This window comes from Cellulomonas sp. NPDC055163, assembly GCF_053607065.1.
In genome coordinates this window covers 293567-308988 of the sequence record NZ_JBSGSU010000006.1, presented here as the reverse complement: position 1 = coordinate 308988, position 15422 = coordinate 293567, and the positions used below count along the sequence as shown (strand labels likewise).

General features: G+C 74.8%; 10 protein-coding genes. 6 read left to right on the top strand and 4 right to left on the bottom strand.

Annotation, left to right across the window (positions count from 1 at the left end; all coding sequences use genetic code 11):
- Nucleotides 1-119 precede the first annotated feature (119 nt).
- Entirely contained in the window at nucleotides 120-2249 is a 2130-nt protein-coding gene (locus ACWFNE_RS13965) for a SpoIIE family protein phosphatase (RefSeq protein WP_452123030.1), read from the top strand.
- A 9-nt stretch (nucleotides 2250-2258) separates the two neighbouring features.
- Here the strand turns inward: ACWFNE_RS13965 and clpB are convergent, their stop codons facing one another.
- Entirely contained in the window at nucleotides 2259-4904 is a 2646-nt protein-coding gene (clpB, locus tag ACWFNE_RS13960) for an ATP-dependent chaperone ClpB (RefSeq protein ID WP_452123029.1), read from the bottom strand.
- Between the two features lie 305 nt (nucleotides 4905-5209).
- Here clpB and ACWFNE_RS13955 point away from each other — a divergent pair, with 305 nt between their 5' ends.
- The 5 genes from ACWFNE_RS13955 (at nucleotide 5210) to ACWFNE_RS13935 (ending at nucleotide 12603) form a co-directional block, all read left to right on the top strand.
- Nucleotides 5210-6292: an alpha/beta hydrolase gene (locus ACWFNE_RS13955; protein ID WP_452123028.1), complete on the top strand. Its 1083-nt coding sequence runs from the start codon at nucleotides 5210-5212 to the stop codon at nucleotides 6290-6292.
- Between the two features lie 427 nt (nucleotides 6293-6719).
- A complete protein-coding gene (locus ACWFNE_RS13950) occupies nucleotides 6720-8312 on the top strand; it encodes a glycosyltransferase family 2 protein (RefSeq protein WP_452123027.1) in 1593 nt (530 codons plus the stop codon).
- Nucleotides 8305-9963 (top strand): glycosyl hydrolase, encoded by a 1659-nt coding sequence (locus ACWFNE_RS13945; RefSeq protein ID WP_452123026.1) that lies wholly within the window; start codon nucleotides 8305-8307, stop codon nucleotides 9961-9963. The genes ACWFNE_RS13950 and ACWFNE_RS13945 overlap by 8 nt, the downstream gene beginning before the upstream one ends.
- Before the next feature lie 59 nt (nucleotides 9964-10022).
- On the top strand, nucleotides 10023-11342 hold the full coding sequence (locus tag ACWFNE_RS13940) for a UDP-glucose dehydrogenase family protein (protein ID WP_452123124.1): 1320 nt from the start codon (nucleotides 10023-10025) through the stop codon (nucleotides 11340-11342).
- A 469-nt stretch (nucleotides 11343-11811) separates the two neighbouring features.
- Nucleotides 11812-12603 carry a VOC family protein gene (locus ACWFNE_RS13935; protein ID WP_452123025.1) on the top strand — a complete coding sequence of 264 codons (792 nt, stop codon included), beginning with the start codon at nucleotides 11812-11814 and terminating at the stop codon, nucleotides 12601-12603.
- Between the two features lie 69 nt (nucleotides 12604-12672).
- Here the strand turns inward: ACWFNE_RS13935 and ACWFNE_RS13930 are convergent, their stop codons facing one another.
- The 3 genes from ACWFNE_RS13930 to ACWFNE_RS13920 all read right to left on the bottom strand — a co-directional run bounded on the left by ACWFNE_RS13930 (nucleotide 12673) and on the right by ACWFNE_RS13920 (nucleotide 15313).
- Nucleotides 12673-13242, bottom strand: coding sequence for a hypothetical protein (locus ACWFNE_RS13930; RefSeq protein ID WP_452123024.1), 570 nt, complete (start codon nucleotides 13240-13242; stop codon nucleotides 12673-12675).
- 128 nt (nucleotides 13243-13370) lie between these two features.
- Nucleotides 13371-14636, bottom strand: a complete 1266-nt coding sequence (locus ACWFNE_RS13925) for a HAMP domain-containing sensor histidine kinase (protein ID WP_452123023.1) — start codon at nucleotides 14634-14636, stop codon at nucleotides 13371-13373.
- Nucleotides 14633-15313, bottom strand: coding sequence for a response regulator transcription factor (locus tag ACWFNE_RS13920; RefSeq protein WP_452123022.1), 681 nt, complete (start codon nucleotides 15311-15313; stop codon nucleotides 14633-14635). Before ACWFNE_RS13920 ends, ACWFNE_RS13925 begins: the two co-directional genes overlap by 4 nt.
- Nucleotides 15314-15422: the final 109 nt, after the last annotated feature.

Sequence of the window (15422 nt, the reverse complement as noted above, 5' to 3'; positions counted from 1 at the left end):
CGTGCGCGGGCCAGAATCACCCGCTGCGGGGCGGCTTCGCCCGCGCCGTGCCCGATTCGCGCCGAGACGTCCGCGTAGCCTGCCGAGGAACGAGGATTCGGCCGATCGGGGGGTCAGCTGTGGCGACTGCGCACGCTCCTGCCGTCGAGCGGCCCGGTCACGGGCCGGACGCCGCCGCACCCGTCGGTGGTGGCGCGGCGGACCGGACCGTCCCCGCACCGCGCACGCTGCGCACCCTCCCCGGGTTCGCGGTGGTCTACGGCGGCGCGGCGCTCCTGGGTCGCCTCACGGTGATCGACGGGGGCGACATCAGCCTCGTGTGGCCCGCGGCGGGCGTCGGGGTGCTGTGGCTCCTGGCCCGGTCCGGGGGCGGGCTGCCGTGGCTCGACGTCGCCGCGCTCGCCCTCGTGTCGTTCCTCGTGACGGCCCTGACCGGCACCGCGGTGCCCGACGCGGTCGTGCTGGGCGTCGCGTCCGCCGTCCAGGCCGCCACCTTCTGCGTGCTGCTCCGGCGCTGGTGCCCGCGGCTGTGGGGGGGCCGCGCCCGGGCGGGTTTCCTCCGGGTCGAGGAGCTGTGGTGGTTCCTGCTCGTCGCGATCGCCTGCTCGGTCGCGTCCGCACCCGCCGTGCCCGCGGTGCTGTGGCTCGAGGGCGAGGCCCTGTCGTGGCCGCTCGTGCTGGTGTGGGTCGTCCGGAACGCCGTCGGCATCCTCGTGGTGGGCACCCTCGGGCTCACCGTCGGCTCGTTCGTGCGCGAGCGTCGACGGGCGCCCGCCCGGCCACCCGGTGCGCGCAGGCTCGCGCCGGCACGCCTGGCGGAGCACGTCGCGGCCGTGTTCCTGCCGCCCGCGATGTACGCGGTGTGGTTCGTCGCGCTCGAGAGCCTGCCGCTCGCGTTCCCGCTCATCGCGCTCACCGTGTGGACCGGGAGCCGGCTCCGCACGCGGTTCGTCGTCGCGCACGACACCGCGATGGGCGTGACCGCGATCGTCTTCACGCTCGCCGGCATCGGCCCGTTCGCGGCGGTCGGCGACCAGGTCACCCAGGTGCTGATCGCCCACCTGTACGTGGGGCTCGTGACCGTCATCGGGCTGTCCCTCGCGCTGTCGAGGGACGAGCGCGACCGGCTCGTCCGGGACCTGCGCGGCGCGAGCGACGAGGCGCACACGCAGGCCGAGCTGCTCGCGACGATCGTCGACACGCTCGACGAGGGCGTGACCGTCACCGACGCGACCGGGCGCGTCGTCCTGCGCAACAGCCGCGCGAGCGAGCTCATGGGGGGCGTGACCAGCCCAACCGGAACCGTGGCCACGAGCGCCTACTACGGGCTCTTCCGGCCCGACGGCTCCCCGCTGCCCGACGACGAGCTCCCCCACCGCCGCGCGTTCGCGGACGGCACCGCGCGCGACGTCGACCTGCTCGTGCGCAACGTGGGCGTACCGCGTGGGCGCATCCTCAGCTTCAGCTCGGCGCGGCTGCCGGCGGACGCGGGCAGCGGCGTCGTGACCGTGATGCGCGACGTCACGACCCAGCGCGAGGAGCTGACCCGGGCCGCGCAGGTGCAGGCGAGCCTGCTGCCCGCGAGCCTCCCGGACGTCCCGGGGTACGCCGTCGCGGCGCGGTTCTCGCCCGCGGGCTCCGTCGGCGGGGACTTCTACGACTGGCAGCCCGCGTTCGGCGGTCTCGTCGTGACGCTCGCGGACGTCATGGGCAAGGGCACCGGCGCGGCGATCCTCGCGGCGACGTCCCGGTCCGTGCTGCGCTCGTTCGGCCCGGAGCGGGACGTCGCCGCCGCGCTCGTCGCCGCGGAGGAGGCGATGGAGGCCGACCTCGCCGGGGCGGGCGCGTTCGTCACCGTCTTCCACGCGCGCGTCGACATCGTCACGGGCGCCGTCACGTACGCCGACGCCGGGCACGGGCTCACCCTCGTCGTGCGGGCCGACGGCGGCAGCGAGCGGCTGCCCGCGCTCGGGCTGCCGCTGGGCGTCGACCCGGGTGCGCCGCGCCGCAGCGGGACGGCGCACCTCGGGTCGGGCGACCTGCTGCTCATGTTCAGCGACGCGGTGCTCGACGCGATCGGCGGGACCGTGGCCGACCTCGGGCGCGTCGAGGCCGCGGTGCGCGGGGCCTTCTCGGCCGACGCCGCCGCGCAGGCCGTGCTCACGCTGGTCGCGGAGGCCGGCGAGCAGCTCGACGACCTCACGGTCGTGGCGGTCCGGCGCGACGACGTCCGCGACCTGCTGCGCTGAGCGGCCCGGTCAGACGACCGGCACCGCCCGGCCCGAGGACAGGACGAGCCCGCCGTCGCCCGCCCGGTCGACCACCACGGTGTCGCCGTCGTGCACCTCGCCGCCGAGCAGCATCCGCGCGAGCCGGTCGCCGATCTCCTTCTGCACGAGCCGCCGCAGCGGCCGGGCGCCGTACGCGGGGTCGAACCCCTCGATCGCGAGCCACTCGCGCGCCGCGGGCGTCACGTCCAGCGCGAGCCGGCGGTCGGCGAGCCGGGCGGCCAGCGCGGCGACCTGGATCTCGACGATGCGCCCGATCTCGCCGATGGTCAGCGGGTCGAACAGCACGACGTCGTCGAGCCGGTTGAGGAACTCCGGCTTGAACGCGGACCGCACGGCGCTCATCACGGCGTCGCGCTTGGCGTCCGGGTCGAGCAGCGGGTCGACGAGGAACTGCGAGCCGAGGTTCGACGTGAGCACGAGGATGACGTTGCGGAAGTCGACCGTGCGCCCCTGACCGTCGGTGAGGCGGCCGTCGTCGAGCACCTGGAGCAGGATGTCGAACGCCTCGGGGTGCGCCTTCTCGACCTCGTCGAGCAGCACGACCGAGTAGGGCCGACGCCGCACCGCCTCGGTGAGCTGGCCGCCCTCCTCGTAGCCGACGTACCCGGGCGGGGCGCCGACGAGCCGCGCGACCGCGTGCTTCTCCGAGTACTCCGACATGTCGATGCGCACGATCGCGCGCTCGTCGTCGAACAGGAAGTCCGCGAGCGCCTTCGCGAGCTCGGTCTTGCCGACGCCCGTGGGTCCGAGGAACAGGAACGAGCCCGTCGGGCGGTCCGGGTCGGAGATCCCGGCGCGGGCGCGGCGCACGGCGTCGGACACGGCGGCGACGGCGGGGCGCTGCCCGATGAGCCGCTCGCCGATGACGTCCTCCATGCGCAGGAGCTTGGCGCTCTCGCCCTCGAGCAGCCGCCCGGCGGGGATGCCCGTCCACGCCGAGACCACCTCGGCGACCTCGTCCGGGCCGACCTTGTCGGCGATCATCGGGGCCGGCGCAGGTCCGGCGAGCCCGTCCCCGTCGGCGCCGAGCGTGGCCTGCTGCTCGCGCTCCTCGGCCGCCGCGATCTCCTTCTCGACGGTGGGGATCTCGCCGTAGAGGAGGCGGCCGGCCGTCGCGAGGTCGCCCTCGCGCTGGGCCTTGTCGGCGGCGCTGCGCAGCTCGTCGAGCCTCGCCTTGAGGTCGCCGACGAGGTTGTGCCCGGCCTTCTCCTTCTCCCAGCGCGCGGTGAGCGACGCGAGCTCCTCACGGCGGTCGGCGAGGTCGGCGCGGATCTTCTCGAGCCGCTCGACGCTCGCGGCGTCCTCGGGGGCGCCTCCCGCCCCGGTCAGCGTCAGCTCCTCCATCGTGAGCCGGTCGACCGCGCGCTGGAGCACGTCGATCTCGACGGGTGAGGAGTCGAGCTCCATGCGCAGGCGGCTCGCGGCCTCGTCGACGAGGTCGATGGCCTTGTCGGGGAGCTGGCGGCCCGCGATGTAGCGGTCGGAGAGCGTCGCGGCGGCGACGAGCGCGGCGTCCGAGATCGTGACCTTGTGGTGCGCCTCGTAGCGCTCCTTGAGGCCGCGCAGGATCGCGATCGAGTCCTCGACGGTGGGCTCGCCGACGAACACCTGCTGGAACCGCCGCTCGAGCGCCGGGTCCTTCTCGATGCGCTCGCGGTACTCGTCGAGCGTCGTCGCGCCCACGAGCCGCAGCTCGCCGCGCGCGAGCATGGGCTTGAGCATGTTGCCGGCGTCCATGCTGCCCTCGGACGCACCGGCGCCGACGACGGTGTGCAGCTCGTCGATGAACGTGACGACCTCGCCCTCGGAGGACTTGATCTCCTCCAGGACGGCCTTGAGCCGCTCCTCGAACTCGCCGCGGTACTTCGCGCCCGCGACCATCGCCGCGAGGTCGAGCGAGACGAGGCGCTTGCCGCGCAGGGACTCGGGGACGTCACCCGCGACGATGCGCTGCGCGAGACCCTCGACGACGGCGGTCTTGCCGACGCCGGGCTCGCCGATCAGCACGGGGTTGTTCTTGGTGCGGCGCGAGAGCACCTGCACGACGCGCCGGATCTCGGAGTCGCGGCCGATCACGGGGTCGAGCTTGCCGTCGCGGGCGGCGGCGGTGAGGTCGACGCCGTACTGCTCGAGCGACTTGAAGGTGCCCTCGGGGTTGGGGCTGGTCACGCGCCCGGTGCCCCGCACGGTCGGCAGCGCGGCCGCCAGGGCGTCACGCGAGGCCCCCTGGGCGCGCAGCGCGTCGGCGACGCCGGACCGGCCGGCGGCGAGGCCGAGCAGGAGGTGCTCGGTCGAGACGTAGTCGTCCCCGAGCGCGCGGGCCTCCGAGGACGCGGCGTCGATCGCGGCGGCGGTCGCGCGCGAGGCGGTGGGCTGCGCGACGGCCGAGCCGCTCGCGGCGGGCAGGCCGACGAGCGTCGCGCGCACCGAGCGGCCGAGCGCACCCCGGTCGGCGCCGACCGCGTCGAGCAGGGCGTTCGCGACTCCGCCCTGCTGGGCGAGCAGCGCGTTCAGCAGGTGCGCGGGCTCGAGCTGGGGGTTGCCGGCGGCGGACGCCTGCTGGATGGCGTCGCCGAGGGCCTCCTGGGACTTGGTCGTGAGCTTGGCGTCCACGTGGTGCCTCCGGGGTCGTGCTGCGGTGCTGCGGCGGGTCTGGGCTCGTCGGTGCGGCCGGGCCGCTGCCGCGCAGGGCTTCTGCGACACGCAACCCGTCCAGAGTTGAGCCTATTCCGCTCAAGTCTGACCCGCGACCTCCACCGCGGCCGACCCGGTGGATGCCGTCGCGACGGCGGCGAAGCGCCCGGGGACCTCGTCGCCCGCGGCGTGCCCGGCCGCGGCGACCCGCCCCCGAGGCCCGTCGCGCCGCAGTCACCCTCCGGTGGCCGGACGCGCGCGGGCTCGCGTGCGACGATCGGCGCATGCCCGACGACGCGCAGACCACCGCCGCCACACCCGCGCCCGTCACCGCCGGCCCTGCCGAGCGCTCCGGGGTGCCCGGCCACGGCCGACCCCCGGTCGCGATCGGCGATCCCGTCCCGGACGTGCTCGGCGCCGGCTGGACCGCGCGCACGATCCACCTGCGCCCCGACGCGCAGGGCGAGGCCGTCGCGACGCTCGTGCACCGCGAGGTCGACCCCGTCGGCGACGGCCCGGCGCCGACGTCGAGCCGCGCGGTCCTGTACGTCCACGGGTTCGTCGACTACTTCTTCCAGGCGCACGTCGGGGACGCCTTCGCGGCGCACGGCGAGGACTTCTACGCGCTCGACCTGCGCGGTTACGGCCGGTCGCTGCGGCCGTGGCAGGAGCCCAACTACGTGACCGAGCTCGCGACGTACGCGGAGGAGCTCGACGCGGCGGTCACGGTGCTGCGCCAGGACCACGACCAGGTCGTGCTCCTCGGGCACTCGACGGGCGGGCTGATCGCGTCCCTGTGGGCGCACGCGCGCCGCGCGGCCTGCCCGGTGGACGCGCTCGTGCTCAACAGCCCGTACCTCGACCTGCGCGGGACGCGGTTCGAGCGCACGGTGCTCACGCGCGCGATCGACGTCGTCGGCCGCCCCGCCCCCCGGCTCGTCGTCGGGCGGATCGGCGAGCACTACGGGACCGCGCTGCACACCGCGACCGGCGGCGAGTGGGAGTTCGACCTGACCTGGAAGCCGCACCGCGGGTTCCCGGCGCGCGCGGGGTGGGTGCGCACGGTGCGGCGGGCGCACCGGCGGGTCGCGCAGGGGCTCGAGGTCCCCTGCCCCGTGCTCGTCCTGTCGTCCGACGCCACGGGGCCGAAGGACCGCTGGCACGAGCAGCTCCTCACGACCGACAGCGTGCTCGACGTCGCGCACATCGCAGGCCTCGCGTCGCGGCTCGGACCGGACGTCGCGTACGTCGCGGTGCCGGGCGGCGCGCACGACCTCGCACTGTCCCCCGAGCCGGCGCGCGGGCGCTACCTCACCGAGGTCCTGGCGTTCCTCGACGCGCGCCTCGGGCCGGCGCGCACGCTCTAGCACGAAGCCGGCCCCAGCGCCCGGGTGAAACCCGGACGAGCGTCCAGCAATGACTCCACGACACGCTCGCGGATGACTCCCGACGCGCAATTCGGGCATTCGTGGAATCGTGTCAATCGGACATTGTCGGAGGACCCTCGCAATGTTTTAGTGGCTTCCGTCACAGAGCCCTGAGAATCACCTTCCACAGGGTTGCTTTTTCACCTCCGTCCGGGTGACCGTTGGTTTCAGCCGTTCGGGGGACCGAGCGGCGAGTGCCGAAGCCACAGGGGGCTGGTCGCAGTCCGGGAGCCCCCGGTCGGCGCCGGGGCGAGCGCGCCCACCCACACCCTCGCGTGTCTCCTCGACGGCTGCGCCGTCCACCGCTGATCGCCCCTCGCGGGCGGGCGCCGCCGCGCCCGCACATCGCCGACACCTGAGGACCTCGATGTTCATCTTCCTTCTCCAGCTGCGTCACATGTGGGTGGACCACGCCGAGATCTACCTGTTCTCGGTGTTCTCCGCCCTCGTGTGGCTCCTCTGGGTCGCCAAGGTGGTGCTCTCGCGGCGCTACCGCCCGTTCACCGCGGAGCACCACGCCCGCACGAGCGTCATCGTGCCCGTCGTCGACGAGCCGCTCGACCTCTTCCGGGACGTGCTGACCCGCGTCACGGAGCAGAACCCCGACGAGGTCATCGTCGTCATCAACGGCAAGCCGAACCCCGACCTGCAGGCCGTGTGCGACGAGTTCGCGCCGCTCGTGCGCTGGGTGCACACCCCGATCCCCGGCAAGCGCAACGCCGTCAAGATCGGCACCGAGATGTCGCGGTACGAGATCACCGTGCTGCTCGACTCCGACACGATCTGGACGCCCGGCGCGCTCGGCGAGCTCGTCAAGCCGTTCGCCGACCTGCGCGTCGGCGGCGTCACCACGCGCCAGCGCATCCTCGAGCCCGAGCGCTCCTGGATCACCCGCTGGGCGGACTGGCTCGAGAACTCGCGCTCGCTGTACTCGATGCCCGCGCAGTCGGTGCTCGGCCAGGTCGGCTGCCTCCCGGGCCGCACGATCGCGTTCCGCCGCGACATCCTGATGAAGGTCATGGACGACTTCATGACCCAGAAGTTCATGGGCGTGTTCCTCGAGGTCTCCGACGACCGGACGCTCACGAACCTCACGCTCAAGGCCGGCTACCGCACCGTGTACCAGCACACGAGCCTCGTCTACACCGACGCCCCGCTGCAGGTGAAGAAGCTCTTCAAGCAGCAGCTCCGCTGGGCCCGCGGCAGCCAGTACAACACCCTGCGCATGCTGCCCTGGATGCTCGGGCACGCCCCGGTCCTCGCGATGTTCTTCCTCGCCGACATCATCCTGCCGTTCCTGCTCCTCGGGACGCTCGGCGGCTGGCTCTACCGCTCGCTCACCGGCACCGGCGTGAACCTCTACCAGGCGATCCTCGAGACGTACGGGCAGACCGCGGGCTGGGCCTGGGTCGTGAGCCTCATGATCGTCTCGTCGGTCCTGTCGATGGCGATCCGCCAGATCCGCCACCTGCAGGAGGTCCCCGGGGACTTCTTCCGCCTGCCCGTCTTCATCATCGTCTCGACGTTCTTCCTCATGCCGATCCGCCTCCTGGGCTTCCTGCGCATGGCGCACGCCTCGGGGTGGGGCACGCGTGCCGGTGCCTACGCCGGCGGCGAGAGCGAGGTCGACTCCGCGGAGAACCTGACGAGCGGCACCGCAGCGCCCGCCGCGGCCCCGGCACCGGCGGCCCGCCGCCTCGCGCCGCAGGGCACGACCGAGCCGATCGAGCCGATGTCCGACGAGCTCATGCGTGAGCTCGACGCGCTGTACGGCTCCGCGCCCGCCGACGTCGTCGACACCCGCACGGGTGCCGCCGTCGCCGTCCGCGAGCGGACCGTGCGCACCGCGTCGGCCGCCCCGGCGCAGCGCTCGCGCCGTCGTCACCTCAACCCGAAGGCCGGCATCCCCTACGTCATCGCGGTCGGGATCCTCGCCCTGGAGTCGCTCCTCTATGTCTGACCGCCGCTCCCTCAGCGAGTCCGCCGCGGCCCTCGGCCGCGCCTGGTGGGCTCCCACGATGGGTCGCCTGACCGTCCGGGGGCGGTTCCTGACCGTCGCCGTGGTCGCCGCGCTCGCCGTGGTCACGCTGACGGTGTGGAACTCCCCCGACGTGTCGGCCACCGGCCGTCCCGTCGAGGCCGCGGCCATGGCGACGCCCTCCGCGGAGGAGCGTCCCCTGGCCCGGGAGCTCGCGGCGGCACGCGAGGACCTCGCGGAGAGCCGCGCGCAGTCCCAGGGACTGCGCGAGACGCTCGGCAAGGAGCAGGCGGCCCGCCTCAAGGGCGAGCAGGAGTCGGCGGCCGCGCAGGGGGCGGACACCGAGCGGAGGGCGGCCGCCGGCACGGGGTCGTCCACCGGTGGGTCCGCCGCCCGCTCCGGCTCGGCCGGGGGCTCGTCGAGCACGACGGCGTCGTCCCGCGGGCCCGGCACCGGGCCCGCGAACGCGAAGAACCCGACGCAGCCCGCCGGTCCGGCGGCGCCGGTCACCACGCGGCCGACCGCGCCGAGCAAGGCCGCGCTCGTCAACCCGACGAGGCGGCAGCTCGGCCTGTACACCGCGCAGGCGCCGTTCAGCTTCGCGACGTTCGACGACGTCGCGGCGAAGGCCGGCATCACGCCGACGACGGTCGGGTGGTTCAGCGGGTGGGACAAGCCGTTCCGTGGCGACGCCGTCACCAAGGCGTGGGACCGGGGGCTCATGCCGCTGCTCACGTGGGAGTCGCACCCGAGCGACGCCCCGAACGACGAGCTCGACCAGCCCGCGTACTCGCTGCCGGTCGTCCTCGGTGACCCCGGGGCCGGTGTCCCCGGCGCGTACGACGCCTACCTGCGCCAGTACGCCCGGGACGTGGCCGCGCTCGGCCTGCCGCTCGGCATCCGGCTCGACCACGAGATGAACGGCGACTGGTACCCGTGGTCCGAGCGGACCCAGACGGGGGAGCCGATCAACGGCAACCGGGTCGGGGACTACGCAGCCATGTGGCGCCACGTGCACGACATCTTCGAGCAGGAGGGCGCCGGCGACCTCGTCGTCTGGATCTGGGCGCCCAACATCGTCAACAACCTGCCCGCGTCGCTCCAGGCGCCCGGCGTGCTCGAGGGCCTGTACCCGGGCGACGAGTACGTCGACTGGGTCGGGCTGTCCGGCTACAACCGCCCGCCGTACCGCGCGGGCAACGACTCGACGTTCGCCTACACGTTCGGTCGCTCGCTCGACCGGCTCCGCGCGATCGCCGACAAGCCGATCCTGCTCGCCGAGATCGGCGCGTCGGAGGTCGGCGGCACCAAGCCGCAGTGGATCGCCTCGCTGTTCCAGGCGCTCACGCTGCCGGAGAACGACGACGTGGTCGGCCTCGCGTGGTTCAACCTCACGGTGACCTCGACGGTCCGGGGCGAGCTCGTCACGAACGACTGGCGGATCGACTCCCGCCGCGCCTCGACCGAGGCGTTCACCGCCGGCACCACGAACCCGTTGGCCCGGTTCGTCGAGGGCTCCACGCCGCTCGACGCCGCCCGGGCGGCAGCACGACCCGCAGCACCCGTCTCGACGCCCAGCGCGTCACCGGCCCCGTCGGCCACCGCCAGCACCGCACCCGAGGAGAACCCGTGAGCAAGACCACCGCCACCACCGTCGCCGCCGTCGCGGCCGACACCACCGTCCCCGCAGGCCTGAAGATCTCGGTCTACGGCACCGGCTACCTCGGCGCGACGCACGCCGTCTCGATGGCCGAGCTCGGCTTCGAGGTCATGGGCGTCGACACCGACGCGTCCAAGGTCGCCGCGCTCGCCGCGGGCAAGGTCCCGTTCTTCGAGCCCGGACTGCCCGAGCTGCTCGAGAAGCAGCTCGCGACCGGCCGCCTGACGTTCTCGACGGACCTCGAGGAGGCCGCGCGCTGGGGCGACGTGCACTTCATCTGCGTCGGCACGCCCCAGATGAAGACGAGCCACGCGGCGAACCTCGGCTACGTCGAGTCCGCCACGTCGACCGTCGCGAAGAACCTCACGAAGAACGCCGTCATCGTCGGCAAGTCGACCGTCCCGGTCGGCACCGCGGCGCGGCTCCGTGAGCTCGTCGCCGGCCTGGCGCCCGAGGGCGTCGAGGTCGACCTCCTCTGGAACCCCGAGTTCCTGCGCGAGGGCAAGGCCGTCGACGACACGCTGCACCCCGACCGCATCGTCCTCGGCGGCACGAACGCCCGCACCGAGGCGATCATGCGTGAGGTCTACGCGGGCCCGATCGCCGAGGGCACGCCCGTCGTCGTGACGGACCTCCCGACGGCCGAGCTCGTCAAGGTCTCCGCGAACGCGTTCCTCGCGACGAAGATCTCGTTCATCAACGCGATCGCCGGTGTGTGCGAGGCCGCGGGCGCCGACGTGACGGTCCTCGCCGACGCGCTGGGCCACGACGTCCGCATCGGCCGCCAGTTCCTCGACGCCGGTCTCGGCTTCGGTGGCGGCTGCCTGCCCAAGGACATCCGTGCGCTCATGCACCGCTCGAACGAGCTCGGTGCCTACCGTGCCGCGGCGCTGCTCCAGCAGGTCGACGAGATCAACATGGGCCAGCGCGAGCGCGTCATCGACATGGCGATGGAGGCGCTCGGCGGCTCCGTGCTCAACCGGCGCATCTGCGTCCTCGGCGCGGCCTTCAAGCCGCTGACCGACGACGTGCGCGACTCGCCGGCGCTCAACGTGGCCGCCGCGCTGCACCTGCGCGGCGCGCAGGTCACCGTGTTCGACCCCGAGGCGGGCGACACGGCGCGTGCGAGCTTCCCGACCCTCTCCTACGCGACGTCGGCCGAGGAGGCCGTCGAGGGCACCGACGTGGTGCTCATGCTCACGGAGTGGAAGCAGTTCACGACCCTCGACCCGGCCGCGCTGGCCAAGGTCGCGACGTCCCCGCGCATCATCGACGCGCGCGGCAAGCTCGACCCCGCCGAGTGGCGTGCCGCCGGCTGGGAGTTCCGGGGTCTCGGGCGCACTGCCGCCTGAGCTCCCGTGCCGTGTCCGGCCCATCCAACCGGACACGTACCGGCCCTGCCCTGGGGGCCGGCTGCAGGCCCTGGGACAACGGCGTCCCGGGGCCGTGCGGCCTCTCGACCGCGCACCGGGCCCACCGCCCGCACCGCACGAGGACCAGGGGTACCGCCGGTTGCCGCCGGGTGAGCCGGGGGGGTCGCCCGGCGGCGGCCGAGCACGTCGGGGGCGTGCAGCGGGGCGAAGGGCGGGCACGTCGGTCGTGCTCGCCCTCCGTCGTACCCGGGGGGCGGGCACGACCGATGTGGCGGGGGCGAGCACGTTCCGGGCCGCCGCCACCCGACGCGGCCGGTCGCGGTCGACCGCGTGGCCCGGCCCCGGGAGGGCGCCCGATCGTGCCGGACGCACCGGCGGCCCTGTGGCGCGTGGGTGCGCGGGTGTGGGATGGCGACGAGCAGCCGCCCACCCGACCGAGGAGCACGCGATGATCCACGAGGAGCCCTGGCCCGACGGCACGCCCGGCTGGGCGGACCTGATGGTGCCCGACCGGCACGCCGCACGGGCGTTCTACGGCCCGCTGCTCGGGTGGGAGTTCGACGAGGGCTCCCCCGAGACCGGCTACTACACGACCGCGACGCTCGACGGGCACGCCGCCGCGGGGATCGGCACACCCATGCCGGGCAGCGAGGCACCGCCGCCGGCCTGGACGACGTACCTCGCGACCTCCGACATCGAGGGCGCCGCGGCGCGCGCGGCCGACGCCGGCGGGACGCTGCTGATGCCGCCGATGACGGTCATGGGCTTCGGCTCGATGGCGGTGCTGGCCGACCCGACCGGCGCGGTCGTCGGGCTGTGGCAGGCGGGGTCGCACACCGGCTTCGACGTGGTCGGGGACCCGGGCTCGGTCGTGTGGAGCGAGCACATGGGCACCGACGCCGCGACGGCCCGCGGCTTCTACACCGCGCTGTTCGACTACCAGCTCGTCGACATGAGCGGGCCCGGCTTCGTGTACGCGAGCCTCAAGCTCGGCGACCGCGAGGTCGCGGGCGTCGGCGAGTACGGCGAGAGCATGCCGAGCCCGACGGGCGACGTGCGCCCGACCTGGACCACGTACTTCGGGGTGCGCGACTGCGACGCCGCCGCGACGCTCGCGACGAGCCTCGGCGGGACGGTGCTCAGCGCACCCGAGGACAGCCCCTACGGGCGCATCGCCGTGGTGCGGGGCCCGTTCGGCGAGACGTTCGCGCTGCTCGCGGAGATCCCCGCGGCGCCCTGACGTCCCAGGCGTGGGTGGCCGCTCGGTCGCACCAACCGGCCACCCACCGCAGCCGTGCCCTCGGCCCGGTCAGTCGTCCGAGCCGCGGTCGTCGGAGCCTCGGTCGTCGGAGCCGCGCCCGCGCGAGTCGTCGTCGTGGTCGTCGTCCGAGCCGCGGTCGTCCCGGCGGTCGTCGCCCGAGTCGCTCCCGCGGTCGTCGGAGCCGTGCCCGCCACCGACCCGGCCGTCGCTGTCGTCCCAGCCGAGGTCGTCCGAGCCGTGCCCCCCACCGACCCGGCCGTCGCTGTCGTCGGCGCCCGGGGTCGAGGACGCGCCCGGCGTCGAGGACGGGCTCGAGCTCGGGGACGGGCTGGCGCTCGGCACCGCGGACGGCGAGACCGTCGGCGTCGCGGTCGGACCGGGGGTCGCGTCGTCGTCACTCCCGCGCCGGTCGTCGTCCCCGCGGTCGTCGCCCCCGCGGCGGTCGTCGCCCCCGCGGTCGTCGGGGCTGCTCGTCGGCGAGGGGGAGACGTCGACGGTGCGCGGCACGGACGTCACGCCGTCGGCGGGGGCGGACGCCTGCGCGAACGCGACGGCGCCCACGCCGACGAGGGCGGCAGCAGCGGTGAGGGTCAGGGTCGAGCGTCGGGTCCAGCGCATGTCGGTCCTCCGGGGGTCGGTCGACGCGGTGCCTCCGCGTCGACCTCACGGTCGCGCCGTGCCGGTGAGTGCGGCGGCAAGGCCAGGACAAGGTGCGGTTAAGGCGGCGACCGCCGGCCCGGCGCGCGTCAGGCCGGGGGCAGCTCGAGCGTCACGCGGGCCCCGCCGAGCGCCCCGCGGTCGACGACGAGGCGGCCGCCCGCCTGCTCCGCGGTGCGCCGCGCGACGTCGAGCCCGAGGCCCGTCGACCCGGCGCCGCTGCGCCCGCGCTCGACGTCCCCCGGGCCCAGGCCCGGCCCGGCGTCCTCGACGACGACCCGCACGAGGGCCCCCGGCTGCACGGCGAGCGCGAGCGGGGTCCGCTCCGGGGTGTGCGTCAGGACGTTGTCGACGAGCACGTCGAGCGCGGCGCCGAGGTCCGTCGCGGCCACGCCGACGTCGAGCACCGCGTCGGGCACGTCGACCGTGAGGGGTCGGCTCTGGGCCTCTGCGAGCACCGCCCAGAACCGGGCGCGCTCGCGCACCACGTGGGCGGCGTCGCAGCGCGCCCCGGACCGGGGGGCGACGGGCTCGCGTGCGGTGCGGACCAGGTCGTCGACCGCCTCCACGAGGTGGTCGACGTGCGCGGTCAGGCGTGCGCGCTCGCGTGGGTCGGGCAGCAGGTCGACGTCGAGCCGGAGCGCCGTGACGGGGGTCCGGAGCCGGTGCGAGAGGTCCGCGACGAGCTCCCGCTCGGCCGCGAGCAGGTCCGCGACCCGGGCTCCGAGCCCGTTGAGCACGCGCCCGACGGCGGCCACCTCGGGCGGCCCGGACGGCTCGACGCGGGCCTCGAGGTCCCCGCCGCCGAGCCGCTGGGCCACGCCGGAGAGCTCGTGCACCGAGCGCGAGACGCGCCGGGCGAGCCGGTCGCCCGCGAGCGCCGTCCCGCCGAGGAGCACGACCCCGACCCCGGCGAGCACGAGCCACGCCTCCGTGACGCCGGCCCGGAGCTCCTCCTCGGGCACGTGGGTCCGCACGACCGTCGTCCCATCCGCCCCCGCGACGGGGAGCAGCACGTCGACGCCGCCGCCGACCCGGGCCGTGAACGCCTGCCCGGACGCGGCGAGGTCGACGGCCGCGGTGCGGGGCCTCGGGTCGCCCAGCGACGTGCCGTCGGGGCGGAACACCGTGGTCGGGTGCGCGCCGGTGTCGTTCGCGAGCACCGCCGCTTCGAGCCGGGCGTCGTCCTGCGTCGCGCCGGCCGCGAAGACCGCGACGCGCTGCGCGTCGGCCCGGCCCTGCTCGAGCGCCCGCTGCTCCGCGAGCCCGCGCGCGAGGACGGCGAGCGGGACGAGGAACGCGACGAGCACGACCGACGTCATCGCGAGCCCGTACCGGACGAGGAGTGGCCTCACGGCGGCGGGGCGACCTTGACGCCCACCCCGCGCACCCGGTGCACGTACCGGGGGTGCTCCGCGGTCTCGCCGAGCTTCTTGCGCAGCCAGTGCAGGTGCACGTCGACGGTCTTGTCGGCGCCGCCGTACGGCTGGTTCCACACCTTCGCGAGCAGCTCCCGCTTGCTCACGACCTCGCCGGCGCGCTCCGCGAGGTACAGCAGCAGGTCGAACTCCTTGGGGCTCAGCTCGAGCGTGATCCCGTCGAGCACCGCGGTGCGCGCCCGGGCGTCGATCACGAGCCCCCCGACGGCGACGGCCGCGGGTGGTCGCTCGGGCTCCGCGCGCCGCAGCACCGCGCGGATGCGCGCGTCGAGCTGCTCGACGGCGAACGGCTTGACGAGGTAGTCGTCGGCACCCGCGTCGAGCAGCGCCACGATGTCGCGGCCGTCGTCGCGCGCGCTCACGACGATGACGGGGACGTCGCTCACCGAGCGGATCATCGGGAGCAGCGTCGCACCGTCGAGGTCGGGCAGCCCGAGGTCGAGCAGCACGACGTCGGGGCGGTGGCTGACGATGCTCTGCAGCCCCGCGAGCGCGGTCGGCGCGGTCATCGTCGAGTGCTCGCGCGCGCCGAGCGCCCGGACGAGCGCGGTCCGGATCGTCGCGTCGTCCTCGACGATCAGCACGTCAGCCACACCAGGGACGGTAGGCCATGACCGGCGCTCGGGGAGCCTCGCGTCGCCCGGGCGGCCGAGCCTTGCGCTCCCCTTAACCACGCCTTGTCCTGGCGCCGCCCGGCGGTGG